The organism is Xanthomonas cassavae CFBP 4642, assembly GCF_000454545.1.
GTDB classification, from domain to species: Bacteria; Pseudomonadota; Gammaproteobacteria; order Xanthomonadales; family Xanthomonadaceae; genus Xanthomonas; species Xanthomonas cassavae.
The window spans coordinates 1,145,652-1,170,789 of sequence record NZ_CM002139.1; the positions used below are offsets into that span (position 1 = coordinate 1,145,652).

Below are 25,138 nucleotides of genomic sequence, written 5' to 3' on the forward strand. Positions count from 1 at the left end.
GGAGCAGACACATGCACAAGCAATGGAGATGGCGTGGCGTTGGGTTGTTCGGTGTCTTGGCGTCGCTGGCGTTGCCCGCCGCCGCAGCGATGCAGGCCAAGCCGCTGGAATGGACGATCGGCAAGGACACCTTCAGCGGCGTGCTGGTCTACGACGACGCCGGTGCCGCCAAGCGCCCAGGGCTGGTGATGGTGCCGAACTGGCGCGGGGTCAACGATTCGGCGGTCACCAAGGCCAAGCAACTGGCCGGCGACGATTACGTGGTGCTGGTTGCCGACGTCTACGGCAAGGGCAAGCGTCCGGCCAACGACAGTGAGGCCGGGCAGTTTGCCGGTGCCCTGAAGAAGGACCCGCCGACGCTGCGCGCCCGCGCGCTGAAAGCAGTGGATGTGCTCAAGGCGCAGGCCGGCAAGGTGCCGCTGGATGCATCGCGCATCGGTGCGGTGGGATTCTGCTTCGGCGGCACCACGGTGCTGGAGCTGGTGCGCGCCGGTGCGCAACTGGCCGGTGTGGTCAGCCTGCACGGTGGCATCGCCACGCCCAGCCCGGCGGCGGCCGGCTCGGCCAGGACGCCGCTGCTGGTGCTCAATGGCGCCGACGACAAGAGCGTGAGCAAGGCGGACATCGCCGCCTTCGAAACCGAGATGAATGCGGCCGGCGCGGACTGGCAGTTCGTCAATTTCAGCGGTGCGGTGCATTGCTTTGCCGAAGCCGATGCCAACAGCCCGCCAGGCTGCCTGTACAACCCGCGTGCCGCCAAGCGTGCCTATCGCATGCTGGGTGACTTCTTCGATGAGCGCTTTGGTTTGTAACCGGGATTGGTGATTTGGGATTCGGGATTCGCAAAAGCGTGGTCCCGTCTTTCAAATCTTTCCGTGAGTTTGTGCTCAGGGGCTTGCGTTGAACATCGCTGTGCCATCGAATGCCGGGATGCGTAAGAGCACAACCAAGCCGCTCTTACGCATCCCAAATCTCCAATCCCAAATTCCGTCCGGTGCGCGAAGCGCGCCGGATCAATGCGTGCGCTCGACCGCGTAACGCGCCAGGCCGCGCAGCGCCGCCACTGCAGGACTATGCGCCAAGGTGCCGAGCGCCTGTTCGGCGGCGGCGGCATACTCGGCGGCGCGCTGGCGGCTGTAGTCCAATCCGCCGGTGGCATGGATGGCGGCCAGCACTTCGGGCATTGCCGCAGCATCGCCCTGTTCGACGATGGCGCGCAGGCGCTGCCGGGTGGCCTCGTCCGAGTGCGCCATGGCGTGGATCAGCGGCAACGTGGCCTTGCCTTCGGCCAGATCGTCGCCCAGGTTCTTGCCCAGATCCTCGGCCTCGGCGGCGTAATCGAGCACGTCGTCGGCGATCTGGAAGGCGAAGCCCAGCTGCATGCCGTAGTCGTACAGCTGCTGCTGCACCTGCGCATCCGCGCCCGAGGCCAGCGCGCCCAGACGGGTACCGGCGGCGAACAGTACCGCCGTTTTGCGCTCGATCACCCGCAGGTAGGCGGCTTCGTCGGTGTCGGGGTTGTGCACGTGCAGCAGCTGCAGCACCTCGCCTTCGGCGATGCGGTTGGTGGTGTCGGCCAGGATCTGCATGACTTCCATGCGATCCAGCTCCACCATCAACTGGAAGCTGCGCGAATACAGGAAATCGCCGACCAGCACGCTGGGCGCATTGCCCCACAGCGCGTTGGCGGTGCTGCGCCCGCGGCGCAGGTCTGACTCGTCCACCACGTCGTCGTGTAGCAGGGTGGAGGTGTGGATGAATTCAATGATCGCCGCCAGTTGATGGTGCTCCGGGCCGGAGCCGCCAGCGGCGTGGCCGGCCAGCATCACCAGCATCGGCCGCAGGCGTTTGCCGCCGGCGGAGATGATGTGATCGGCAATCTGGTTGATCAGCACGACATCCGAGGCCAGACGGCGGCGGATCAGCGCGTCGACCGCGGCCATGTCGGGCGCGGCGAGGGACTGGATCTGGGGCAGGCCCAGGACGGTGGGGAGGTCTTCGGCGATGGTCATGCGCAGGCGTTCGTGATGTGCCTCGATTATAGGTGCCCGGGCCGGATCCGTCCCGCCGCGTGTGCTGCGGCGGCCGGGGCAGGGCGGAAACCGTTGCGGCGCCTGACCCGCGGGGCTGACGGCCGGTGCCGATTCCCACCTGCCGGCGCGGGATTTCCCGGCCCGGCGGCGGGCCGCGCGGCGGCACCCGGGCAGGGCAGGTGCGGTAACATTGGCCCCAAGACATTCACCGCCGCGCCCCTTCGGCGCCGGCGCACCATCGGAAGCATTTATGGCCCGCGGCATCAACAAAGTCATCCTCGTCGGCAACCTCGGCAACGATCCCGACACCAAGTACACCCAGGCCGGCATGGCGATCACCCGCGTGAGCCTGGCCACCACCAGCGTGCGCAAGGACCGCGACGGCAACAACCAGGAGCGCACCGAATGGCACCGCGTGGTGTTCTTCGGCAAGTTGGGCGAGATCGCTGGCGAATACCTGCGCAAGGGCTCGCAGGTCTACGTCGAAGGCGAGCTGCGCTACGACAAGTACACCGGCCAGGACGGCGTGGAGAAGTACAGCACCGATATCGTCGCCAACGAGATGCAGATGCTCGGCGGCCGTGGTGAAGGCGGCGGTGGCGGCATGGGCGGCGACCGTCCGCAGCGCTCGCAGGCCCCGCGCCAGCAGGGCGGTGGTGGTGGCGGGCAGGGCGGCGGCTACGGCGGCGGTGGCGGTGGTCAGGACTATGCCCCGCGTCGTCAACAGCCGGCGCAGCAGCAGTCGGCTCCGCCGATGGACGATTTTGCCGACGACGACATCCCGTTCTAGGACACGCCTGGTAGGGCGTGTTGATGAACATTTCAGAAGAGCCCCTTTCGAGGGGCTTTTCTTTTGCTCGATGGTGCTGGCCGCCTATGTAACGTCGTTCTTGTCGAAGGACAGCTGGGACGACTACAGCGTGCGCTGCTTCGACGGGATGGGCGATGCGGCTGTTGGTCGACACCGCTTCGCGTGCCAGGACGATCGATCGAGCGGCGCGGCAATCCTGGGAGCGAATTGGATACCCCAACGCTGGTCGCGGCCAGACGGTAGCGGTCGATTGGAAGCATCGCTATCGTCCTTCCCAAGACGGGAACCTTTAAAGCGAAGCTTGGCGGCAAGCAGCAAGCAGCAAGCAGCAAGCAGCAAGCAACAAGCAGCAAGCAACAAGCAACAAGCAACAAGCAACAAGCAACAAGCAGCAAGCAACAAGCAGCAAGCAACAAGCAGCAAGCAGCAAGCAGCAAGCGCCTCTGCGTCCTTGCCTTCGTGGGACGTCAGCGTGCATCGCGAGCGGTTGGCTCAAGCAACGATCTGGCGTGGCCTTTCGTGTCGGGTCCATGCTGGCGCTCACGGCGAGGGCTAGTCCCGACGGCACGGGTCAAGTGTGGTGAATGCGCCTGGCCGACGAGGCGAACAGGCCCGGCACGCGTTGTCGAACCGGCCCCATTGGTCATCCAGGCAGCAGTGCCATAGCTGCGAGGAGGATGGTTGCGCCGGCATGTCGCCACGCTTGGCCTGCATGGGGAGCCATGGGTTCACGGATACCCACATTCCGCCGTACACCTGGCAGTCCGCGCTCCCGCGTTGCCCGACGTTCCATCACCGTGGGCAACAGGCGCTACAGGAGCACAGGCGTAACGGGCGCAACAGCCAATGTGGCTGCCGCCCGGGCTCTCGTGCACTGCGTCTTGCAAAAAGACGATTCCCTCCTCTATGGTGCAATCGATTGAATCGAGGCAATCCTCAGCATTTGGGACTGGTTGGGAGGCCGGAAAACGAATGGCTATGCAATCGAGCGGGCCGGTTCCGGCTCCGGGGTTCACGAGGCGAGATGCGCTGCGCTTGGGTGTCGCCGGGAGCCTTGGCTTCAGCGTCGCGGGCGTGCTGCCCGCGCTTGCCGCTGCCACGCCGCGCAAGGGCAAGGGCAAGCTGAAGCATTCCGTGGCCCGCTGGACGTTTCCGCAGCAGTCGATCGCCCAGCTTTGTCAGACGGTGAAACAGCTTGGATTCGCCGCCATCGATCTGGTCGGCCCGGCCGATTGGCCTACGTTGAAGGCCAACGGCGTGTACAGCTCAATGTGCAACGGCGCGGAGATGGGCCTGGACAAGGGGTTCGCCGGCCGCCAGTTCCACGACCAGCTGGTCGAGCGCTACACGCGGCACATCGACCTGGTGGCCGATGCCGGCTACCGCAACCTCATCTGTTTTTCCGGCAATCGGAACGGCATGGATCCGCAGGACGGAATGGCCCATGCCGAAGCGGGACTCAAGCGCATCCTCGGACATGCCGAAAAACGCGGCGTCGTGCTGGTGATGGAATTGCTGAACTCCAAGGTCGATCACCCCGACTATCTCTGCAACCACTCGGCATGGGGCGTCGAGCTGTGCCGGCGGATTGGCTCTGAGCATTTCGGCCTGCTGTACGACATCTATCACATGCAGATCATGGAGGGCGACATCATTGCCACCATTGGCAGGCATCACGCGTGCTTCAAGCATTACCACACCGCGGGCGTGCCTGGTCGGCACGAGATCGGAGACGCTCAGGAACTCCACTATCCTGCCATCTGTCGCGCGATCCGCGCTACCGGTTTCGACGGCTATCTGGCGCAGGAATTCATTCCTACCGCGCCCGATCCCGTCGGCTCGCTGCGCGAGGCGATCCGCCTGTGCGACGTCTGAAACGCTATCTACCCAGGTGAAGCAGAATCCATGGCAGACAATTACTACGACGCCATCGTCGTCGGTTCGGGAATCAGTGGCGGTTGGGCGGCGAAGGAGCTGACCGAGAAAGGCCTCAAGGTGCTGATGCTGGAACGCGGGCGCAACATCGAGCACGTCAAGGACTACGTCAACGCGATGAAGGAAGTGTGGGATTTCCCGCACTACAACCGGCCGACCCAGGCGATGAAGGCCGATTATCCGGTGTTGAAGCGCGACTACGCCCTGGTCGAAAACCTGCAGGGCATGTGGGCCAACGAACAGGAATCGCCCTACACCGAGATCAAGCGATTCGATTGGTTCCGCGGCTATCACGTGGGCGGTCGCTCGCTGCTGTGGGGGCGGCAGAGCTATCGTCTGTCGGACCTGGATTTCCAGGCGAACCTCAAGGACGGCATCGCCACCGATTGGCCGATCCGCTACGCCGACATCGCGCCCTGGTACGACTACGTGGAGAAGTTCGCCGGCATCGCCGGCACGCGCGAGGGCCTGGACGTATTGCCCGATGGCCAGTTCCTGCCGCCGATCCCGTTGAACATCGTCGAGAAGGACGTGGCTGCGAGGATCAAGAAGGCCTTTGGCGGAACCAGGCACCTGATCCACTCGCGCACCGCCAACATCACCCAGCCGATGCCCGAGCAGGGCCGCGTCAACTGCCAGTATCGCAACAAGTGCATCCTGGGCTGTCCCTTCGGCGCCTACTTCTCGACCCAGGCGGCGACGCTGCCGGCGGCGATGAAGACCGGCAACCTGACCTTGCGGCCGTTCTCGATCGTCAAGGAAGTGCTCTACGACAAGGACCGCAAGCGCGCGCGGGGCGTGGAGATCATCGATGCCGAGAACGGACAGACCTATCAGTACACGGCCAACGTGATCTTCCTCAACGCCTCCTCCTTCAACTCGACCTGGTTGCTGATGAACTCGGCCACCGATGTCTGGGAGGGTGGGCTGGGGTCTTCATCCGGCGAGCTCGGGCACAACGTGATGGACCACCATTTCGGCGCGGGCGCCTCCGGCCGCGTCGAGGGCTACGAGGACAAGTACTACTTCGGCCGTCGTCCCTGCGGCTTCTACATTCCCCGTTTCCGCAATGTCGCCGCGGACAAGCGCGGCTACCTGCGCGGGTTTGGCTACCAGGGCGGCGCCAGCCGCACCGGATGGTCGCGCGAGATCGCCGAGCTCAACATCGGCGCTGACCTGAAGGATGCGCTGACCCAGCCGGGCGATTGGCGCATCGGCATGACCGGATTCGGCGAAATGCTGCCGCACCACGACAATGCGATTCGCCTGGACTCGCAGCGCAAGGACAAATGGGGGCTGCCGGTGCTGGCGATGGATGTGTCCCTGCGCGCGAACGAAAAGGCCATGCGCAAGGACATGGCCGCCGATGCCGCCGAGATGCTGGAGGCCGCCGGCGTCAAGGACGTGCACATGCACGACGACGACTACGCGCCCGGCAAGGGCATCCACGAAATGGGGACCGCGCGCATGGGCCGCGACCGCAGGAATTCCGTGCTGAACCAGCACAACCAGGTCTGGGACGCGCCGAACGTCTACGTGACCGACGGTGCCTGCATGACGTCCAGCGCCTGCGTCAATCCCTCGCTGACCTACATGGCGCTGACGGCACGCGCGGCGGACCATGCAGTGCGCGAACTGAAAGCGGGGAACCTGTGATGGAACGCCGCGAACTGCTGAAGATGATCGTCGCTGCCACGGGGGCGGCCATGATCGGCCTGCCCGCGCTCGGCCATGGCCAGGCGCCGGCCGAGGGAGCGAAGACCATCTTCTCCGCCGCCGATGTTCGCACGCTGGACGAGATCGCCGAGACCATCCTGCCGCGGACCAAAACGCCGGGGGCCAAAGATGCCGGCGCCGGCGCGTTCATGGCGCGCTTCGTCACCGATTGCTACACCGCCCGGCAGCAGTCAGTGTTCCGTGCCGGCCTGATCGACATCGACAAACGCGCCGGCGGCCGATTCGTGTCGCTCGCGCCGCAGGCGCGCACCGAGCTGCTGCGCGCGCTGGATGCGGAAGCCAGGAAACATGTCGTCGAAACCACTGATATCGGCACCGCCGAAAAGGCGAAAGCAATGCCGCACTACTTCACGATGATCAAGCAGCTGGCCATCTTCAGCTTCTTCAGCTCGAAGGTCGCCGCCACCGACGTGTTGCGCTACGTTGCCGTGCCGGGCCGCTACGACGGCGACATGGCCTATGCCCCCGGCACGCCCGCCTGGGCGACCAACTGATGGGCCGCAACGATGCGCTCCTGCGCCGCTTCCCCGGGAACGCCATGACCAGACCCTTCCTGATGGCGGCCAGCCTGTTGGCCGCGGCGCCTGCGGTCGCGCAGACCAGCGGCGGTGCGTCGCGCGATCCGGCCAAGACGGAAGTGTGGACGCCCGTCCCCGCGCTCGTGGCCACGCCCCCGGGCCGCGCGCCCTCCGACGCCATCGTGCTGTTCGATGGCAAGGATCTCTCCGCCTGGGAGTCGGAGCAGGGCGGACCGGTGCCCTGGAGCGTTACCGACGGCGCGCTGACCGTGGTCCCGGGCAGCAAGGGCATCCGCACCAGGCAGCGCTTCTGCGACATCCAACTGCATGTCGAATGGCGCACGCCCACCGGGACGCGGGGGTTCGAAGGCCAGCAGCGAGGCAACAGCGGCATCTTCCTGCAGGAGCTGTATGAGCTGCAGGTACTCGACAGCGACAACAACCCGACCTACGCCAACGGCCAGGCTGGCGCGATCTACAAGCAGGCCATTCCGCTGGTGAACGCGTCGCGTGCGCCGGGCCAGTGGCAGGCCTACGACATCCTCTGGAAGGCGCCGCGCTTTTCGCAGGGAGGCGGGCTTACCTCACCTGCCCGCATCACCGTCCTGCACAACGGCGTGCTGGTGCAGGACGATACCGTCCTGTCGGGCAAGACCGAGTACATCGGCGCGCCGTCGTACGCGCCGCATGGGTGCGCGCCGATCTTGCTGCAGGAGCACGATTCCAAGGTCAGCTACCGCAACATCTGGGTACGCGCGCTGTAGCACTCGTGCGCGGCTGGCGCCGGCATCCTATTGCGCCAGGAAGCTGGCGATGTTGTCGACATCCTCCTGCGACAGCTGAGGGAAGGGCGGCATCAACCCGCCGCCCTTGACGATCTTCTCCTTGATCTGCGCGGGTTGCAGCCGCTTGCCCACGTCGGTTAGCGCAGGAAACGTGGGCGGGACGCCTGCGCGAGTCGCGCCGTGGCAGGCGGTGCAGTGTGTTGCGTAGAGCTGCGCGCCGGCCGTCGGGTCGTCCTTGGACCACGCCGTGGTCGCAAGCGCCGCCCCCAGCAGCGCCACGGCCATTGTCAGGATCGTTTTCAAACCAGGCTCCTTTGCGTGCTAGCGATGCGTGCTGGCGGGCAGGTGCTGACGCAGGTAATCGGCGCCGGTCTGGATGACGGTGGCCGGATCGCGCGGACGGTCGTGCTCGACGATGTACCAGCGTACGCCGGCATCGGCCGCCGCAGGCAGGATCGCGTTCCAGTCCAGCACGCCCCGGCCCACGGCGGCGAAGCCGCCTTCGTCCTCGGCCTGGCCTTTCGGCGCATTGTCCTTGGCGTGGACTGCGAACATGCGGCCCTTGAACTTGCCCAGCATCGCCGCCGGGTCGTAGCCCGCGCGCGCGACCCAGGCCAGATCCAGTTCGGTCTGAAGATCAGGGCCGGCGGCGGCGAACAGCAGCTCCAGCCCGGTCTTGCCATTGATGTCGACCAGTTCGAAGTCGTGGTTGTGGTAGGCCAGGCGCATGCCCTTGGCCTGCATCCGCTTCGCGATCTGGCCCAGTTCCCGGCCCAATGCGGTCCAGCCCGCGGCATCGGTCGGCCGATCCTTCTCGTCCAGGTAAGGCACCACCAGGGTCGTGTTGCCGATCGAGCGGTTGAACGCCATCACGCCGTCCAGATCCTTGCGCAGCTCGGCCAGCTGCACGTGCGAGGAGATCGCCTTGATCGAATACCTGCCCAGCAGCTGCTTGAGTTCGGCAGCGCTGACGTTCTGCGTGCCGACCGTTTCCACCGCGCCCACGCCGGCGTCGTGGACGATCTTCAGCTGTTGGTCGAGCGAGCCGGCGTTGCGCAGCGTGTACATCTGCACCGCGATGGGCTGTTGCGGGCCGGCGGCGTCGCGTGCGAAGGCGGGCAGGGCGACGAGCAGCAGCAGGGCGAGGGTCGCGGTCCTGCGTGTAGGCAGATGCATCAGAAAGTCCTCCCGGAATTCAATCGATGGATGTCCAGCCACGTGTTCTGGCCGATGTGATGACGCGATCGACGATCAGCGCCGAGCGCACCCCGTCTTCGAAAGTCGGCAAGCCTTCCGGCCGCTCGCGTTCGATGGCGCGATAGGTGTCGGCGACGAACGCCTCGAAGCAATCGCCGTAGCCCTGCGCATGCCCGGCCGGCAACGTCGACAGCCGGCGTTGTTCGGCGCTGCCGGCCCCCGGGCCGCGCACGAAGATCTCCTCGCGCTGGTCGGGCAGGCCGATCCACAGCCGTTCGGCATCCTCCTGGTTGAACGCCACGCTGGCCCTGGCGCCGTCGATCTCGAACCAGAGGCGATTACGGCGCCCGGCCGACACCTGGCTCACCGTCAACGAGGCCAACGTGCCCGCGCTTGTTCTGAACATCGCCGCAGCCACGTCCTCGCTCGACACCGCCTGCATCGCGCCGCCTGCCGTCGGCGTGCCGAAGCTCTGTCCGGTGAGCGCGCCGCGCTCGGCGATCACGGTCGCGAACGCCGCGCTGACCTCGACGAAACGCTCGCCGCCGACCCATTCCACCAGGTCGCACCAGTGCGAGCCGATGTCGGCGAACACGCGCGATGCGCCGCCCAGCGCCGGGTCCACGCGCCAGTTGTTGCTGGCGGGGTCCAGCAGCCAATCCTGCAGATAGCTGCCGTGTATCAAGCGCAGCGGCCCCAGTTCGCCCTGCGCGATGCGCGCGCGCGCCTCGCGGACCACCGGGTGGTAGCGGTAGACGAAGGGGACCGTGGCAACCCGCCCGGCCGAGGCGGCCAGTGCCGCCAACGCCTGGGCGTCCTGTAGCGTCGTGGCCAAGGGTTTCTCGCAGATCACGTGCTTGCCGGCGTCCAGCGCCGCCTGCGCCATGGCGCGGTGCAGATGGTTGGGCGTGCACACGTGCACTACCTGCACCTGTGGGTCGGCGACCACCTCTTCGATGTCGCGATAAGCGCGCGGCACATTCCATGACTGCGCAACCTCGCGTGCGCGTTGCGCGGAAGAGGCGGCGATGCCGCGGACCTGCGCACCGGCCAGCAGCGCCGCGCGACGATGCACGGCGCCGATCATGCCGGTACCGACAATGGCGATTCCAAGCTTGCTCATCGAATGGGCCTCAGCGCGTGGAAGGGGCGGCGGCGACCGGCCGGTCGCGGAACAGCAGCAGGAAGCCGACCAGCACGACCAGCGCCACGCCTGCGGGGAACAGCCAGATCTGCTGCCAGTTCGGACCGGCCGCCGTGGTGTAGTGCTCCACCACCGCGCCGGACAGGAACGTGCCGATCAACATGCCTACGCCGTACGTGGCCAGGGTGATGAAGCCCTGCGCGCTGCTGCGCGTGGCCGGGCCGGCGTGCGCATCGGTGTAGATCTGGCCGGTGACGAAGAAGAAGTCGTAGCAGATGCCGTGCAGCAGGATGCCGATGATGAGCAGGGAGAAGCCGCTGCCCGCATCGCCGAAGGCGAACATCGCGTAGCGCAGCACCCACGCCGCCATGCCCAGCGCCAGCATCGTCTTGACCCCCAGCCGCACGAACAGCATCGGCATGGCCAGCATCAGCAGGACTTCGGACACCTGTCCCAGCGATTGCAGGCCGGCCGCGCCGCGCACACCCAGATCGTTGAGATACGGGTTGGTGAAGTTGTAGTAGAACGCCAGCGGGATGCAGATGGCGATGGATGCAAGGAAGAACACCAGATAGGAGCGCGACTTCAACAGCCGCAGCGCGTCCAGTCCCAGGATCTCCCCCAGCCCGGCGTCGCGCTGCCGCGCCAGCGGCGGCGTGTGCGGCAGGGTGAAGGCATACAGGCCCAGGGCCAGCGATGCCATCGCCGCCATCCGGAACGTCAGTTCGAGCCGGTGCGCCTGTTCCCAGCCCAGCCAGCCGATCAGCACGCCCGCCACGATCCAGCCGACGCTGCCGGCCATCCGCACCGACGGGAACTGCTTTTCAGGCGATTGCATATGCCACATCGCCACGCTGTTGGCCAGCGCCAGCGTCGGCATGAACAGCAGCATGTAGGCCATGACGCAGGCGGAGAACATGCCGAAGCTCGTCGCCGTGGACGCCATCCACATGAGCACCGCACCGGCGAGGTGCAGCACCGCGAGGATGCGCTGCGCCGCGAAGTAGCGATCCGCGACCAGGCCGACCAGGAATGGCGCCACGATGGCGCCGATGGACTGGCTGAGGAAGGCGGTTGCCACCTGGCTCGCACTGGCCTGCAGCGGACCCTGCACCAGGTACGTGCCCAGCGTCACGAACCATGCCCCCCAGATGAAGAACTGCAAAAACATCATCGCGCCCAAGCGCGACATGGTGTGCGTCATGGTTTGCCCTCCCAGGCTTCTAGATCCCCAGCATGCGGCGCAGCGATTGCGGATCGGCGCCGCTGTCGGCGAAGTCGTCGAAGGCGCGTTCGGTAACGCGGATGATGTGGTCGCGGATGAACGCGGCACCCTCGCGTGCGCCGTCTTCCGGATGCTTCAGGCAGCACTCCCATTCCAGCACCGCCCAGCCCGGGAAATCGTATTGCGCGAACTTCGAGAAGATCGCCTTGAAGTCGATCTGGCCGTCGCCCAGCGAACGGAACCGCCCCGGACGATCGATCCAGTCCTGGTAGCCGCCATAGACGCCGCTGCGCGCACTGGCGCGATACTCCGCGTCCTTGACGTGGAAGATGCCGATGCGCGCGTGATACCGGTCGATGAAGCCCAGGTAGTCCATCTGCTGCAGCAGCAGGTGGCTGGGGTCGTACAGGATCCTGGCGCGCGGGTGGTGGTCCACGACATCGAGGAAGCGCTCGAAGGTCACGCCGTCGTGCAGGTCCTCGCCCGGGTGGATCTCGAAGCACAGGTCCACGCCGCAGGCGTCGAAGGCATCCAGGATGGGGCGCCAGCGGCGGCCGAGTTCGGCGAACGCGGCGTCCACCAGCCCGGGCGGGCGTTGCGGCCAGGGATAGAGGTAAGGCCAGGCCAGCGCGCCGGAGAACGTGGCATGCGCCGTCAGGCCAAGGCGCTGACTGGCCTTGGCAGCCAGCAGCAGTTGCTCCACCGCCCAGGCCTGGCGGGCGGCGGGATCGCCGCGCTTGTCCGGCGGTGCGAATCCGTCGAACAGGGGGGCATAGGTGGGGTGGACGGCGACCAGCTGGCCCTGCAGGTGGGTGGACAGCTCGGTGATCTGCAGGCCATGCCCGGCCAGCATGCCGGCAAGGTCGTCGCAGTACGCCTGGCTTTGCGCGGCCTGTGCCAGATCGAACAGGTGCGGCGCGCTGGTGGGGACTTGTACGCCGGAGTAGCCCAGGCCTGCGGCCCAGCCGGCCAGTGTGTCCAAGCGATCGAAGGGAGGTGTGTCGCCAATGAACTGCGCGAGGAACAGCGCTGGACCTTTGAGCGTCTTCAACGTGATTTGCCCCGATGCAATCGATTGAATTATCCTAGCATGGGCATCCCGCAAGACCCGTTGTGCACTGCACAGCAGAAAGAAGGCCTGGCATGGCAATCACCATTTACGACATTGCAAAGCACGTCGGCGTCACCGCCGGCACCGTGTCGCGGGCGCTTTCGCGGCCGGAAAAAGTCTTGCCGGACACGCGCGCGCGCATCGAGCAGGCTGCCGCGGCGCTGGGCTATGTCCCCAATACGGTGGCCAGGACGCTCAAGACCCAGCGCAGCGGCAAGCTCCTGGTCACCGTCCCGGACATCGCCAATCCATTCTTTGCGCAGATCCTGCAAGGCGCGGAGGACGCAGCGCAGGCGGTTGGTTATGCGGTATTGCTGGGCGATACCCAGCACCAGCCCGACCGCGAGGAGCGCTACGCGCAGATGCTCCGGCGCAACGAGGCGGACGGCCTGATCGTGCTGGGGCACCGCCTCCCGCCGACGGCGCGTGAGATCGTCAAGCAGCTGGGCGCTGCGGCGCCGGTGGTCAACGGCTGCGAGTTCGACCCGGCGCTGGGCATTCCCAGCGTCCATATCGACAACGCGGCCGCCGCGCGCACCGTGATGGACCACCTGTATGGATTGGGGCACGAGCGCATCGCCGTGGTGGGCGGCCCGCCCGATAACCCCCTGCACCAGCAACGGCTGGAGGGGGCGCGGGCGTCCGCCAAGGCGCGCGGCCGCGTGCGCAAGCTGGTCGTGGTGCCGGGCGATTTCTCGGTGGAATCCGGCCATGCGGCTGCGATGGCGCTGTTGGCCCGTGCGTCCACGCCGACCGCATTCTTCTGCTTCAGCGATCAGGCCGCGCTGGGCGCGCTGGCGGCCTGCCGTGACCTGGGCATCCGCGTGCCGGATGACCTGTCCATCGCCGGCTTCGACGACCTGGCCTCGTCCAGCTACCTCACGCCCCCATTGACCACCATCCGGCAACCCATGCGAGAGATCGGTGTCCGCGCGGTCAACCTGCTGCTCGCGATCATCGAACGGGTGGACGTACCGCCGCAGCAGACGCTGGATTTCAGCTTGATGTTGCGTGGGTCCACTGGTGCGCCGCGGCGTAGGTGACGTCAGCGGTGGGCAAGGCGCCCCCGGCCTCACGCGAATCAGGATCAGGGACATCGCCCGCACAAGCGGGGCAGGCCCCACCCCCGGACCACGATCCACTGGCGCGTGCCCGCACTGCAGGCGATCGATGCGGGCGATGACGATGCGGTACGCGATGCAGCGTGGGCACTCGCCTATCGGTCCGAGCCTGACGCCTGGGCCAGTCTGCGCGCAGTGCATGCGCGTATTCCGGCCGCAAGGAAGCCGACCAACTCGCCATGGCCTTCTTCCGTACCCGCGACCTCAGTTGCATGCCCTGGCCTGGAGCGCGTGTGCGCGTATGCCGCGACAGCACCCAGTGTGCGATCCGGCCCCGCACGGCATGACACCGACGAACCTGCGGCAACGCCGCCTGCGGTTCCCGCTGCGGATCTCGCCGCGATGCGGCAAACGCTCGCACGCCTTGGCTTTCAATGCGTGGCAGGGGTGTCTGCTGCCCGGTTCGAGGCCGCGGATGCGACCTCGGTACTGGCCGCTTCCGGCTACCTCCATGGCGTCGATGCCGAGACCGGGCAGTTTCCCCATGCGCACGATTCGCTGCTGCGCACACTGGCATCGCTGGTGCAGCCTGCGCTCGATGGCGCGGCATTCGAAGAACAGGCGCCCGATCAGGAGAATGGGCCTTATCGGCTGGTTGCCTATCTCGACGGTAAGCGCTACCAGATCGAGGTGGGGCTGCACGGCCATCGCCTGAGCATTCGCGATTCCGGCGACGGCTTCGATACTGCATTAGCCGCGCAGCGCTACACCGCATCGTTGAAGCAGTCGGTCAAGCAGGGCGGCGGTGCGGGACTGGGGCTGTTCCTCATCCGCCGGATCTGCGAACGCTTCGGATGGCGGCTGCATCTGGAGTCCTCCACTCCCCAAGGCGCGCTGGCCATCATCGATTTTCATGCGTAAATGGGTGTGCGACACGCACCTCCACCGCACCTGATGCCCACGCACTGCTCGGCAGGGGGACCGGCGCGCACGCCAGCCGCACATCGGACCCGCTGGCAACTCACGCAGAGGTCCGATCGCGCCCGCCTTGCTTGGCGCGATACAACGCAGAATCGGCGTCGTGCACGATGGCATCCGGGGTGCGGGGAGCTTCGCCCGGCTCGAAGGTGGCGGCGCCCACACTGACAGTGACGTGCGCGCTGGTCGGGCTGGGCAAATGCATCAAGCCGAGTTCGGCCACGGCGTTATGCACCGTATCTGCCAGGCGCAGCGCACCGGCCGCGTCGGTATGCGGCAGGATCATGGCGAATTCTTCGCCGCCGTAGCGCGCGGCAACATCATCGCTGCGGCGCGAGCAAGCGGCGATGGCGCCGGCAATCAGGCGCAGGCAGGCATCGCCGTTCACATGCCCATAGCTGTCGTTGTAGAGCTTGAAATGATCGACATCGATCATCAGGACCGACAGCGGCGACTGCTGGCGCACAGCGTCCTGCAAGAATTGTGATAACCGGTAGTCGAACGCACGGCGGTTGGCGATGCCGGTGAGCGCGTCCACCCAGGCCTCGGAGCTGAGCCGGTCCTCGTTGCGGTGCATGCGGCGCAGCTGCAGATCCAGCCAGATCCCCACGCCGAGCAGCAGCATGCAGCCGAGCGTGGCGATCACGATGCGCTGCTGTGCTGCTTGCCGCCAGCTTGCCAGCGCGTCGTCTACCGCAACGCCGGTCAACACGGTCAGTGGATACGGGCGCGCCGACGCGAAGCTGGAGATGCGCTCCACACCATCGATCGGCGAGCGATAGGTCGCGGTGCCGTGCTTGCGTGCGCGCATGGTGACATAGATGGAGGTGCCGGCGATCGAGACGCCTACCACGCCCTGTCGGTCGGGCCGGCGTACCAGCACGATGCCATCGTCGTTGATCATACCGATGGTGCCGTGCGGCCCCACGTCGAACGTGCTGTAGTAATGCTGGAAATACTTCAGTTGCAGCGTGACCAGCACCACGCCGGCGAACTCGCCATCGGGCGTGTTGAGCCGGCGGCTGAGTGTCATTACCCAGCTGCCATCGGAGCGGCTCTGCACCGGTGGGCCGACCAGCGACAGCGCATCGCGGTGATCGCGGTGGTACTTGAAATAGGCGCGGTCGGCGTTGTTGTGCGTTCGGGGCGTGCTGTCCAGCGACGAACTCACCCAGCTGCCATCGGCGGCGTAGATGAATATGCCATGCAGCCGGTCCGAGCGGCGCGCCTCGCGCACCAGGAAATCGTGCATCGCCGCGCCTGCGCGTGCAGAGCCTTGGTCGTGTTCGACACGCGCCACCAGTCCCGAAAGCACGGCGTCGGCGATCGACAAGGTATCGCTGGCATGCTGCGCCAGCGAATTGGCCAGGTTGGACGACTGCGTCTCCGCACTACGCAGCGCGCTCGCACGCTCCTCGTGGATGGACCAGTATTCGGACCCGAGCAGCAACGCCCACGACACGACCAGCACGAAGCACAACGCGATGCGCTGTGCACGTTGCCGCCGCCGCTTTGTCGTTGACGTCACTGTGGCCCCCTGTTTGTCCAGCAGGGTGATGCAACCGGTGTGCCAGCCTACGCGCGCGCCTCGCGGCGATTGCGTGCAGGCGCCGGCGCAGCATGCGGATCTGTGATTGACGGCTCAACAGGGCGCCACAGCTCGGTTGGCGGCTGCTCACGATGCTTGCGACGCCCGATATGCGCGCGTCGCAGCAACTACTCGCAGCAACGCAAGCCAGCTCGACTGCATCCGCGTCACGGCAGGCATGCTATCCAGTCCTTGGATCACACTTCGGCCCCCCCCATGCGCGCCATCCGCCTATCGCATCCCGCCGGCCTGGATGCACTGCATTCGGTCGAATTGCCCGATCCTGGGCAGCCCGCGCGTGGTCAGGTCCGCGTGCGCCTGCAGGCCAGTTCGCTCAACTTCCACGACCTTGGCGTCGTGCTTGGGCACATTCCGACCGCCGATGGGCGCATTCCAATGTCCGATGGTGCCGGTGTGGTGGAAGCGGTGGGGCTGGAGGTCAGCGAGTTCGCCGTGGGCGATCATGTTGTCCACGTTCTTTCCGCAGTGGCTGGACGGTGAGCCACTGCAGGCCGGTTGTGCGACCACGCCAGGCGATGGGGTCGATGGCTACGCACGGTCTGCGGTCGTGGCGGCCGCAACCGCGTTCACGCATGCGCCGGCCGGTTACAGCCATGCGCTGGCGGCCACCCTGACCACCGTCGGCGTCACCGCCTGGCGTGCGCTGGTCGTCAATGGCGGGCTGAAGGCGGGCGACACGGTGTTGGTGCTGGGCACCGGTGGCGTGTCGATCTTCGCGCTGCAGTTCGCCAAGGCCATGGGCGCCACTGTGATCGCCACGTCCTCGTCCGACGAGAAGCTGGACAAGGCGCGTGCGCTCGGCGCCGACCATGTCATCAACTATCGGCAGCATGCCCAGTGGTCCGCGCAGGTGCTGGAGATCACCGACGGCCGCGGTGTGGACCATGTGGTGGAAGTCGGCGGGCCGGGAACGCTTGCCCAATCGATCCGCGCGGCGCGCGTGGGTGGGCACATCGCCCTGATCGGCGTTTTGACCGGTGCCGCCGGCCCGGTGCCGACCGCCGAAATGATGGGTCGCCAGCAGCGCCTGCAGGGCTTGGTTGTCGGCAGCCGGCGGCACCAGCAGGACCTGGTGCGTGCACTGGACGGCCTGCCGCTGCGCCCGGTGATCGACCGCGCTTACCCGCTGGAGGCCATCGGCGAGGCATTCGCGCTGCAGAAGGCGGGCGGCCACCTGGGCAAGATCGTGCTGGAGTTTTGAGCAGCCAACCCGCTGCGCACACCGCCAGGCGGTCGCGGCCGGTGCTCGGTGCAATATGTTCGGGTCCGCAGGTGATACTGCCAACACTTGACGCCTCATCGCATCGCGCATCGATACAGAGGTGCGGCCGCTCGCATCCAATGCTGAGCACGTTTCACAACCGCATGCAGACTCCAACTTCAATGCTGCTTCAGGCGATCCCCAGAATCGGGTGACCCCAGGCTCAATCGCGCATGGCTGCACTCACGCGCCTGTGACCGGTGGCCCTGCACATTGATATAGAACTGTACAAGCCAGCATTGTTGGAGATGCCAGCCATGAAAGACATCAAGATGACCCGTCGCAAGGTATTGATCGCTGGCACCGCGTCCGCAGCCAGCGTCGCCGGTACCCAATTGATGGCTGCCAATGCGGTGGCGCAACGGCAGCCGGTGGAGCCGGCCAACACGTCCAGCCAGGTCGCGTTCGAGGTCAACGGCAAGCCGATCACGCTGACCCTGGATAACCGCACCACGTTGCTGGATGCGCTGCGCGAACATCTGCAGTTGACCGGCACCAAAAAAGGCTGCGATCACGGGCAATGCGGTGCATGCACGGTGATTGTGGACGGGCAACGGATGAATGCGTGTCTGTCGCTGGCGGTGATGCACCAAGGCGCAAAGGTCATCACTATCGAGGGCCTGGGAACGCCGGACATGCTGCATCCCATGCAGGCTGCATTCGTCAAACACGATGGGTATCAATGCGGCTACTGCACGCCCGGCCAGATCTGTTCGGCGGTGGCAGTGCTGGATGAGGTCAAGCGTGGCATTCCCAGTCACGTGACCGAAGACCTCACCGCCCGGACCAAGCTCAGCACCCCGGAATTGCAGGAGCGCATGAGCGGCAATATCTGCCGTTGTGGTGCGTATTCCAATATCGTCGAAGCGATCAACGATGTGGCAGGGGAACGCGCGTGAAGGCTTTCAGCTATGAGCGCGCTACCTCGCCGGCCGATGCTGCGGCCAAGGCCGCGCGTCAGCTCGGGGCCAAATTCATCGCCGGTGGCACAAATCTGCTGGACCTGATGAAGCTGCAGATCGAAACCCCGTCGCATCTGATCGACGTCAATGGCTTGAGCCTGGACACCATCGAGGCGACGCCGGAAGGTGGCTTGCGCATCGGGGCACTGGTACGCAATACCGATCTGGCTGCCGACGCGCGCGTTCGCCGCGACTATGCGGTGTTGTCGCGCGCGCTGTTGGCAGGTGCGTCGGGCCAATTGCGCAACCGTGCAACCACCGCAGGCAATCTGTTGCAGCGTACGCGCTGCCCGTATTTCTACGACACCAACCAACCATGCAACAAGCGCCTGCCTGGCAGTGGTTGCGCGGCCATTGGTGGCTTCAATCGGCAGTTGGCAGTGATCGGCACCAGCGAGTCCTGTATCGCCACCCATCCCAGCGACATGGCAATCGCCATGCGCGTGCTCGATGCCGCGGTGGATACGGTGCGCCCGGACGGGCAGACCCGTGCAGTGCCGCTGGCGGAGTTCTATCGCCCGCCGGGTACCACGCCGCACCTGGAAACCGTCCTGGAACGAGGCGAGTTGATCACCTCGGTGACGCTGCCCAAACCACTGGGCGGAACGCATGTCTATCGCAAGGTGCGTGATCGCGCGTCCTATGCATTTGCTCTGGTGTCGGTGGCTGCCGTGGTGCAGCGCGACGGCACCGCCCGTGTCGGCGTCGGTGGCGTGGCGTACAAACCCTGGCGTAGCGAGGCGGCCGAAGCGCAATCGCGCCAGGGCGCCCGCGCCATTGCCTCCGTGCTGCTGGAAGGCGCACAGCCCACCGAACACAACGCATTCAAGCTGCCGCTGGTCGAACGCGCCTTGACTGCGATCCTGGCCGACGCGAGGGCCTGACATGAAATTCGATACTCCAGCCGGAACCAACCCGACCGATCAACTCAAGATCGTGGGCAAGCCCGTGGACCGCATCGACGGGCCGCTCAAGACCACCGGCCGGGCGCCGTACGCCTACGAGCATCACGATCTGCCTGGCCGCGCCGCCTATGGACATGTGGTGGGTGCAGGCATCGCCAAGGGCACCATCCGCAGCATCGATCTGAGCGCAGCGCGCAGCGCCCCAGGCGTGCTGGGCATCGTCACCGCACAGAACGCCGGAGCGTTGCACAAGGGCAAGCTCAATACCGCCAAACTGTTGGGCGGGCCGGAGATCCAGCATTACCACCAGGCCATTGCCGTGGTGATTGCAGAGACCTTCGAGCAGGCACGTGCAGCCGGCCAGCTCATCAAGGTGGACTATGGTCGCCACGTGGGTGCCTATGGTCTGGAAAAGGCGCGCGGCGCTGCCAAGGTCACCGAGTCCGGCGGCGCACCCAATAGCAACGTGGGCGACTTCGCGGGTGCATTTGGCGCGGCACCGGTGCAGCTCGACGCCGAATACACCACGCCGGATCACTCGCACGCGATGATGGAGCCGCATGCGTCGATCGCGATGTGGGAAGGCGACACGCTCAGTGTCTGGACGTCGAACCAGATGATCGCCTGGGGCGCGCGTGATCTGGCCACCACGCTCGGCATTCCGCGCGAGCGCGTGCGGATCATGTCGCCTTACGTGGGTGGCGGATTCGGCAGCAAGTTGTTCCTGCGTGCCGATGCGGTGCTGGCGTCGCTGGCGGCGCGCGAGGTCGGGCGCCCGGTGAAGGTCATGCTGCCGCGGCCGCTGATTGCCAACAACACCACGCATCGCCCGGCCACCATACAGCGCATCCGCCTCGGCGCCGGGCGCGACGGCAAGCTCACCGCAATCGCCCACGAAACCTGGTCTGGCGACCTGCCCGATGGCGAACCGGAAATCGCCGCCGCGCAGACCCAGCTGCTGTACGCCGGTGCCAATCGACTGATTGCCACGCGGCTGGCCGTGCTCGATTTGCCTGAAGGCAATGCGATGCGCGCGCCGGGCGAAGCGCCCGGGCTGATGGCGCTGGAAATCGCCATGGACGAGATGGCGGAAAAACTCGGCATGGACCCGGTACAGTTCCGCATCGTCAACGACACCCAGGTCGATCCGGAAAATCCGCAACGTCCGTTCTCGCAGCGGCAGCTGGTCCAGTGTCTGGAGGAGGGTGCAAAGCGGTTCGAGTGGTCCAAGCGCAGTGCCAGGCCCGCCAATACGCGCGATGGCCGCTGGCTGGTCGGAATGGGCGTGGCCGCGGCGTTTCGCAATGCGCCGGTGATGACATCCGGTGCGCGCATGCGGCTGGAGCAGGGTGGGCGCGTGGTGGTGGAAACGGACATGACCGACATCGGCACCGGCTCCTACACCATCATCGCGCAGACCGCCGCGGAGATGCTGGGCGTGCCGCTGGACTGGGTGGATGTGCGGCTGGGCGATTCCAGTTTCCCCGCGTCGGCCGGTTCGGGCGGGCAGTGGGGGGCGAACAGTTCCACTGCCGGCGTCTACGCCGCATCGGTGAAACTGCGCGAGGCCGTTGCCGCCCGGCTTGGGCTGGACCCGGCCAGGGCCGAGTTCGTCGATGGCCATGTGCGTGCCGGTGGCAAGCGCATCGCGCTTGGCGATGCGGCTGCCAACGGTGCATTGGTGGTGGAAGACAGGATCGAGTTCGGCGACCTGGCGAAGCAGCAGCAGCTGTCCACCTTCGGTGCGCACTTTGTCGAGGTCGGTGTGGATATCGCCACTGCGGAAATACGCATTCGCCGCATGCTTGCGGTGTGCGCGGCCGGGCGCATCCTCAACCCCAAGTCTGCGCGCAGCCAGGTCATCGGCGGCATGACGATGGGGGCGGGTGCGGCATTGATGGAAGAGCTGGCGGTGGACAGACGCTTCGGCTTCTTCGTCAATCACGATCTGGCCGGATACGAAGTGCCGGTGCATGCGGATATCCCGCACCAGGAAGTGATCTTCCTGGAAGAGAGCGATCCGATGTCTTCGCCCATGAAGGCCAAAGGCGTGGGCGAGCTCGGCATCTGCGGCGTGGCGGCGGCGATCGCCAATGCGGTCTATCACGCCACCGGGATGCGCGTGCGCAATTACCCGGTCACGCTCGAGAAGCTGCTGCCGCACCTGCCCGAGTCGCTGCGCGCGTGAGCGCGATAGTCGCACCGGTCACGCAGGGGGCGCCGGCCGACTCGGCGTGGCCAGCGTGGCCGGGCTATGCCTTGCACGAGGATTTGCTGCCGGTCTTGACGGCGTGGCAGCGTGCCGGGCAGCGCGTTGCGATGGCCACCTTGATCGATGTGCAAGGATCCTCGCCGCGGCCATTGGGCAGCGAGATGGCGATCAGCGCCGACGGCGGGGTGGCTGGGTACGTGTCCGGCGGTTGCGTGGAAGCGGCCGTAGCGCACGAGGCACTGGCTGCCTTGCGCGATGGGCGTCCGCGCTGGCTGGACTACGGCGAAGGCAGCGAGGTGCTGGATATCCAGCTCAGCTGTGGTGGACGCATCGGCGTGCTGGTCTGGCCGGTGCCGGACCTGGCGGAGCACCTGGCACGCTGGCGCAATGCGCGCCAGCATCGGCGTGCATTTCATGTTGCGCTCGACCGCGTGACCGGGGCGGTACGCTATCCCGCCAGCGCCCAGGACGCGCGTGCGAGCGAGTTCGTACGCGTGCATCGCCCCGCGTTGCGGTTGGTGGTGGTCGGTGCCGATCCGGCGCTATTGGTGCTGGTGGCATTGGCCAGCCAGATGGGCTTTGAACTGCGTGTCCTGCGGCCGCACGGCCCCAGCGAACCGCCGCCCGGTTTGGCGCCGGAACACTACGATCGCCGCGCGCTGGGCGATGCGCTCGCCGCCTTGCAGCTGGACGCCAACACTGTGTTGTACAGCCTGGCGCACGATAGCCAGACCGACCTGCAGGTCGCATGTCGCGGCCTGGCGTCCCACGTCGCGTGCATCGGGATCCTCGGCAGCCGGCACAAGCGCGAAGCGCGCCTGCAGGCACTGCGCGCCCTCGGGCACGACGATGCAGCACTCGCGCGCCTGCGGCTGCCTGCCGGCTGGCGCATGGGGCGGTCGTCGCCGCACACCATCGCGCTCGGCATCATCGCCGAAGCCACGCAGGCAGTGGCAGACGCGCAGATGAGTTTCGTAGGCGTGCGCGCGGACAGGTAACGTTCGGCACAGGGGGGTGGTTTGTCGCGTCTGGCGGCCGTGTTGCTTCACGAACAAGCGGCAGACCTATGCCGACGAGGCGCATCTGACACGCCCGCGCACGGCCACGATTGGATGGGAACCTGGCCTCGCGCATCCGGTGACGGGGTCGCTGCCGACAAGCGGATCGTCGTGACTGAGCGGCGCCAACGCCATTGCGCTTGATCCATGCGTCGCGTGCATCTGCGCAACGTTCTTCTGACTGTGCCAAGCCCATGCGTAACAGCCGACAGGACCGGGCATCGCGAACGCACAACCGTCGGCGCTGCAAGCGATGTGCGTCATGCGCGTGCTGCGCGAGCACGCAACGCCGCAGTTGCCGTGTGCAGTCACCTCGCACGCACAGTCCGATCTCTACGCTGGGTTCGTCTCCACGTTGTAAGACGTCGCCATGTCTGCTGTTTCTGTTTCCAATGACGACGTGCTCTGCGATCGATGCGCCATCGACTCGCATGCATCAGCCTGCCGCACGCGCCGGTCGCGCGACCGCGCTATGTCAGCCTCGGCCTTGTCACCGCGCCGCAGACAAGCGCCTAGATCCATGCAACGCGATCCTGGGACATGAGCAACGATCATGCGGCGTTGGTACTGGCTGCCGGTACCGGACGGCGGCTGGGACGTTCCAAGCAATTGCTGATGCGCGATGGCGAACCGTTGCTGCGGCGTGCAGCACGTATCGCGTTGCAGACCGCGCCACATCGGTGCGTCGTCGTGCTGGGGGCGGACGCGGACAGGCTTGTCGAGGTGCTGCACGGGCTTGAGGTGGAAGTGCTGACGCACGCGGACTGGTCCGATGGCATGGGGTCCAGCCTTGCGGCATCGCGCCGGCATATCCAGGGCGACGCCAGTCTGCGTCGTAGCCTGATCCTGGGCTGCGACCAACCGGCGCTGGACGCGCCGCACCTGCGGGCCCTGCTGGAGGAGGCCGATCGGGCCAGCTCCGGGTGTGCCACCAGCGGCTACGCCGGCGTGCGCGGCGTCCCGGCCGTGGTCACGCATGCGGCCTGGGCAGACGTGGCGCTGACCGGCGACAACGGCTTGCGCGGCCTGTTCGCAGGCCTGGATGTGGAAACCCTGGGCTGCATCAGCGCGCCGGCACTGGCGCTGGATGTGGACACCCCCAGCGATTTGGAAGCCGCACGCCGGCGTGGTTGGGTGGACCGGGAGTGAGACGCAACGTCGGGTATCGATCAGCGATACCCGGCAGCTTACGCCTCGGTGCAGCGAGGCCCGATCAGGACCACAGCACCAGGGCTTCCCTGATCACCAGGACATAGCCCACAACCATCGCGGTCTTGACCGGAAACTGAAACTTTCTGAGCAGATGCATGCGAAACCCCTCCCCCGAGGCAGTGTCTATGAGCGCCGGTTCCCCTGACGCGCCGTCCACGCTCTCTATGACGGCCGCCTGTGACGATTTCTTCACTCCGTTTGTCGGAATGTAGCCTTTGATGTGAACTGTGTCACGTAAGAATTTTCCTACTCAGCCGCCGGTGTCCGCCCGACGGCACGGCCATTAGCAAATATGCACCTGATTAGCCCCGACTCTCAGCCATGAAAATTGCTCGCTGCACGTAAAACCTGCTCTGGGCATGGTGTGGATTGCATCATGGCCGTGGCAAGTCGTGGCAGCATCNNNNCGGCTCTGGGCATGGTGTGGATTGCATCATGGCCGTGGCAAGTCGTGGCAGCATCTCGCGCAAGCGGAATCGACGATTAAAACGATAGGCCGCTTCTCCCAGGTAACGCCTTGCGTATTTGCCTTGCGCGATGGCGTGATACACGCCACTGATGGCGCGTTTGAGATTGCCCAGCACCACGTTGAGCCAACGTGCACCGGCCGTTTCGGTCGCGGCACGACCACCGCCAGTGTCCAGCGTGGTGTGCGCGTGGCCGGCGTCTTCTAGCCGGCGGAAGCAGGCCAGCCCATCGGTGTAGACCTCGCATTCGGGCGCCAAGCGACGGGCAATCCAGTCCTGCAGCGAGGTGTTGTCGAAGCTGCGCACCGGCTCGATCACCACAAAGCGCGGCGCGGTGAAGGTGGCATCGGTCTGCACCGCAATCAGGAACGCTTGTTTGTTCTCCGATCCGCGTCCGGCCTTGCCACCGTTACGCTCGCCGCCGAGATAGGCATCGTCGATCTGCACGAAACCCGCCAGTTTCCGCATGGATTCGCGCTCGGCCATAACCTGCATGATCTTGTGTTTCATCCGCCAGGCCGTCTTGTAGTTGACGCCCAGATGCCGCATCAACTCCAGCGCGGCCATGTTGGTTTTGGTCGAGGTCAGCAGGTGCAACGCCAGCATCCAGGTGCGCAGCGGCAGCTTGGTGCCTTCGAACATCGTGCCTGCAATCAGGCTGGTCTGATGCCGGCACGCGCTGCATTGGTAGTAGATCGCAGCACCCCGCTTGAAACGCGAGCGCACGCGTCCGGCACAAACAGGGCAACGAAAGCCTTGCGGCCAGCGCCACTTGTAAAGCGCGCGATAGCACTTGGCTTCGGTGCCGTAGGACGCGAAGAACTCAGGCATCGACAATCCCGCTTGGAACTGCACGGCATTGATACTCATCACGCCACCTCGTTGGCTTCAGGTGACAGCAGCATCCACCCAGCGCG

At 66.0% G+C, this 25,138-nt stretch carries 20 protein-coding genes and 2 pseudogenes; 14 read left to right on the top strand and 8 right to left on the bottom strand.

What is annotated here, in order from left to right:
- Window positions 1-11: 11 nt before the first annotated feature.
- Complete coding sequence (locus XCSCFBP4642_RS0105055) at window positions 12-812, top strand: dienelactone hydrolase family protein (protein ID WP_029218836.1); 801 nt, start codon at window positions 12-14, stop codon at window positions 810-812.
- Between the two features lie 201 nt (window positions 813-1,013).
- On the opposite strand, the gene XCSCFBP4642_RS0105060 is transcribed toward XCSCFBP4642_RS0105055, so the two are convergent.
- A complete protein-coding gene (locus XCSCFBP4642_RS0105060) occupies window positions 1,014-2,012 on the bottom strand; it encodes a polyprenyl synthetase family protein (protein WP_029218837.1) in 999 nt (332 codons plus the stop codon).
- 271 nt (window positions 2,013-2,283) lie between these two features.
- On the opposite strand from XCSCFBP4642_RS0105060, the gene XCSCFBP4642_RS0105065 reads away from it, so the two are divergent.
- From XCSCFBP4642_RS0105065 to XCSCFBP4642_RS0105085, 5 genes are all read left to right on the top strand, one after another.
- Complete coding sequence (locus XCSCFBP4642_RS0105065; protein WP_029218838.1) at window positions 2,284-2,823, top strand: single-stranded DNA-binding protein; 540 nt, start codon at window positions 2,284-2,286, stop codon at window positions 2,821-2,823.
- Between the two features lie 993 nt (window positions 2,824-3,816).
- Entirely contained in the window at window positions 3,817-4,719 is a 903-nt protein-coding gene (locus XCSCFBP4642_RS0105070) for a hydroxypyruvate isomerase family protein (protein WP_029218839.1), read from the top strand.
- 30 nt (window positions 4,720-4,749) lie between these two features.
- A complete protein-coding gene (locus tag XCSCFBP4642_RS0105075; RefSeq protein WP_029218840.1) occupies window positions 4,750-6,435 on the top strand; it encodes a GMC oxidoreductase in 1,686 nt (561 codons plus the stop codon).
- Window positions 6,435-7,010, top strand: a complete 576-nt coding sequence (locus tag XCSCFBP4642_RS0105080) for a gluconate 2-dehydrogenase subunit 3 family protein (RefSeq protein ID WP_029218841.1) — start codon at window positions 6,435-6,437, stop codon at window positions 7,008-7,010. Before XCSCFBP4642_RS0105075 ends, XCSCFBP4642_RS0105080 begins: the two co-directional genes overlap by 1 nt.
- Window positions 7,011-7,054: 44 nt before the next feature.
- A complete protein-coding gene (locus XCSCFBP4642_RS0105085; RefSeq protein ID WP_029218842.1) occupies window positions 7,055-7,798 on the top strand; it encodes a 3-keto-disaccharide hydrolase in 744 nt (247 codons plus the stop codon).
- Between the two features lie 27 nt (window positions 7,799-7,825).
- Here XCSCFBP4642_RS0105085 and XCSCFBP4642_RS0105090 read toward each other — a convergent pair whose 3' ends face one another.
- Genes XCSCFBP4642_RS0105090 through XCSCFBP4642_RS0105110 form a run of 5 tightly spaced genes read right to left on the bottom strand, consistent with a single transcriptional unit; the run spans window position 7,826 to window position 12,436 of the window.
- Complete coding sequence (locus tag XCSCFBP4642_RS0105090; RefSeq protein WP_033898008.1) at window positions 7,826-8,104, bottom strand: c-type cytochrome; 279 nt, start codon at window positions 8,102-8,104, stop codon at window positions 7,826-7,828.
- Between the two features lie 36 nt (window positions 8,105-8,140).
- Window positions 8,141-8,995: a sugar phosphate isomerase/epimerase family protein gene (locus XCSCFBP4642_RS0105095; protein ID WP_029218844.1), complete on the bottom strand. Its 855-nt coding sequence runs from the start codon at window positions 8,993-8,995 to the stop codon at window positions 8,141-8,143.
- 19 nt (window positions 8,996-9,014) lie between these two features.
- Complete coding sequence (locus XCSCFBP4642_RS0105100) at window positions 9,015-10,139, bottom strand: Gfo/Idh/MocA family protein (RefSeq protein ID WP_029218845.1); 1,125 nt, start codon at window positions 10,137-10,139, stop codon at window positions 9,015-9,017.
- A 10-nt stretch (window positions 10,140-10,149) separates the two neighbouring features.
- A complete protein-coding gene (locus XCSCFBP4642_RS0105105; protein ID WP_029218846.1) occupies window positions 10,150-11,364 on the bottom strand; it encodes a nucleoside permease in 1,215 nt (404 codons plus the stop codon).
- A gap of 19 nt (window positions 11,365-11,383) precedes the next feature.
- Window positions 11,384-12,436 (bottom strand): sugar phosphate isomerase/epimerase family protein, encoded by a 1,053-nt coding sequence (locus tag XCSCFBP4642_RS0105110; RefSeq protein ID WP_029218847.1) that lies wholly within the window; start codon window positions 12,434-12,436, stop codon window positions 11,384-11,386.
- Window positions 12,437-12,528: 92 nt separating this feature from the next.
- Between XCSCFBP4642_RS0105110 and XCSCFBP4642_RS0105115 the strand changes: the two genes are divergently transcribed.
- A complete protein-coding gene (locus XCSCFBP4642_RS0105115; protein ID WP_029218848.1) occupies window positions 12,529-13,539 on the top strand; it encodes a LacI family DNA-binding transcriptional regulator in 1,011 nt (336 codons plus the stop codon).
- A 465-nt stretch (window positions 13,540-14,004) separates the two neighbouring features.
- Complete coding sequence (locus tag XCSCFBP4642_RS29900; RefSeq protein ID WP_053329522.1) at window positions 14,005-14,478, top strand: ATP-binding protein; 474 nt, start codon at window positions 14,005-14,007, stop codon at window positions 14,476-14,478.
- 100 nt (window positions 14,479-14,578) lie between these two features.
- Here the strand turns inward: XCSCFBP4642_RS29900 and XCSCFBP4642_RS0105125 are convergent, their stop codons facing one another.
- On the bottom strand, window positions 14,579-16,063 hold the full coding sequence (locus XCSCFBP4642_RS0105125; protein WP_029218849.1) for a GGDEF domain-containing protein: 1,485 nt from the start codon (window positions 16,061-16,063) through the stop codon (window positions 14,579-14,581).
- 276 nt (window positions 16,064-16,339) lie between these two features.
- Here XCSCFBP4642_RS0105125 and XCSCFBP4642_RS24145 point away from each other — a divergent pair.
- The 6 genes and pseudogenes from XCSCFBP4642_RS24145 to XCSCFBP4642_RS0105160 all read left to right on the top strand — a co-directional run bounded on the left by XCSCFBP4642_RS24145 (window position 16,340) and on the right by XCSCFBP4642_RS0105160 (window position 23,691).
- Window positions 16,340-17,345 (top strand): annotated as a pseudogene (locus XCSCFBP4642_RS24145) (zinc-dependent alcohol dehydrogenase family protein).
- 317 nt (window positions 17,346-17,662) lie between these two features.
- Window positions 17,663-18,304, top strand: a complete 642-nt coding sequence (paoA, locus tag XCSCFBP4642_RS0105135; protein ID WP_029218850.1) for an aldehyde dehydrogenase iron-sulfur subunit PaoA — start codon at window positions 17,663-17,665, stop codon at window positions 18,302-18,304.
- Window positions 18,301-19,251, top strand: a complete 951-nt coding sequence (locus XCSCFBP4642_RS0105140) for an FAD binding domain-containing protein (protein WP_029218851.1) — start codon at window positions 18,301-18,303, stop codon at window positions 19,249-19,251. Before paoA ends, XCSCFBP4642_RS0105140 begins: the two co-directional genes overlap by 4 nt.
- Before the next feature lies 1 nt (window position 19,252).
- The gene (gene paoC, locus XCSCFBP4642_RS0105145; RefSeq protein WP_029218852.1) at window positions 19,253-21,460 is read left to right on the top strand and encodes an aldehyde oxidoreductase molybdenum-binding subunit PaoC; all 2,208 of its coding nucleotides are present in this window, start codon (window positions 19,253-19,255) and stop codon (window positions 21,458-21,460) included.
- Window positions 21,457-22,482 carry an XdhC family protein gene (locus XCSCFBP4642_RS0105150; RefSeq protein WP_029218853.1) on the top strand — a complete coding sequence of 342 codons (1,026 nt, stop codon included), beginning with the start codon at window positions 21,457-21,459 and terminating at the stop codon, window positions 22,480-22,482. Before paoC ends, XCSCFBP4642_RS0105150 begins: the two co-directional genes overlap by 4 nt.
- Window positions 22,483-23,082: 600 nt before the next feature.
- Entirely contained in the window at window positions 23,083-23,691 is a 609-nt protein-coding gene (locus tag XCSCFBP4642_RS0105160) for a nucleotidyltransferase family protein (RefSeq protein WP_029218854.1), read from the top strand.
- Between the two features lie 442 nt (window positions 23,692-24,133).
- Here XCSCFBP4642_RS0105160 and XCSCFBP4642_RS0105170 read toward each other — a convergent pair.
- Window positions 24,134-25,091 (bottom strand): annotated as a pseudogene (locus tag XCSCFBP4642_RS0105170) (IS1595 family transposase); the annotation flags it as partial.
- Window positions 25,092-25,138 lie beyond the last annotated feature (47 nt).

Excerpts from the sequence above, each read along its gene's own strand:
- XCSCFBP4642_RS0105095 (WP_029218844.1), bottom strand. The coding sequence starts at position 8,995 with ATGCATCTGCCTACACGCAGGACCGCGACCCTCGCCCTGCTGCTGCTC.
- XCSCFBP4642_RS0105080 (WP_029218841.1), top strand. The coding sequence starts at position 6,435 with ATGGAACGCCGCGAACTGCTGAAGATGATCGTCGCTGCCACGGGGGCG.
- XCSCFBP4642_RS0105075 (WP_029218840.1), top strand. The coding sequence starts at position 4,750 with ATGGCAGACAATTACTACGACGCCATCGTCGTCGGTTCGGGAATCAGT.
- XCSCFBP4642_RS0105160 (WP_029218854.1), top strand. The coding sequence starts at position 23,083 with ATGAGCAACGATCATGCGGCGTTGGTACTGGCTGCCGGTACCGGACGG.
- XCSCFBP4642_RS0105085 (WP_029218842.1), top strand. The coding sequence starts at position 7,055 with ATGACCAGACCCTTCCTGATGGCGGCCAGCCTGTTGGCCGCGGCGCCT.
- XCSCFBP4642_RS0105090 (WP_033898008.1), bottom strand. The coding sequence starts at position 8,104 with ATGGCCGTGGCGCTGCTGGGGGCGGCGCTTGCGACCACGGCGTGGTCC.
- XCSCFBP4642_RS0105065 (WP_029218838.1), top strand. The coding sequence starts at position 2,284 with ATGGCCCGCGGCATCAACAAAGTCATCCTCGTCGGCAACCTCGGCAAC.
- XCSCFBP4642_RS0105105 (WP_029218846.1), bottom strand. The coding sequence starts at position 11,364 with ATGACGCACACCATGTCGCGCTTGGGCGCGATGATGTTTTTGCAGTTC.
- paoA (WP_029218850.1), top strand. The coding sequence starts at position 17,663 with ATGAAAGACATCAAGATGACCCGTCGCAAGGTATTGATCGCTGGCACC.
- XCSCFBP4642_RS0105100 (WP_029218845.1), bottom strand. The coding sequence starts at position 10,139 with ATGAGCAAGCTTGGAATCGCCATTGTCGGTACCGGCATGATCGGCGCC.
- XCSCFBP4642_RS0105060 (WP_029218837.1), bottom strand. The coding sequence starts at position 2,012 with ATGACCATCGCCGAAGACCTCCCCACCGTCCTGGGCCTGCCCCAGATC.
- XCSCFBP4642_RS0105115 (WP_029218848.1), top strand. The coding sequence starts at position 12,529 with ATGGCAATCACCATTTACGACATTGCAAAGCACGTCGGCGTCACCGCC.
- paoC (WP_029218852.1), top strand. The coding sequence starts at position 19,253 with ATGAAATTCGATACTCCAGCCGGAACCAACCCGACCGATCAACTCAAG.
- XCSCFBP4642_RS0105070 (WP_029218839.1), top strand. The coding sequence starts at position 3,817 with ATGGCTATGCAATCGAGCGGGCCGGTTCCGGCTCCGGGGTTCACGAGG.
- XCSCFBP4642_RS0105055 (WP_029218836.1), top strand. The coding sequence starts at position 12 with ATGCACAAGCAATGGAGATGGCGTGGCGTTGGGTTGTTCGGTGTCTTG.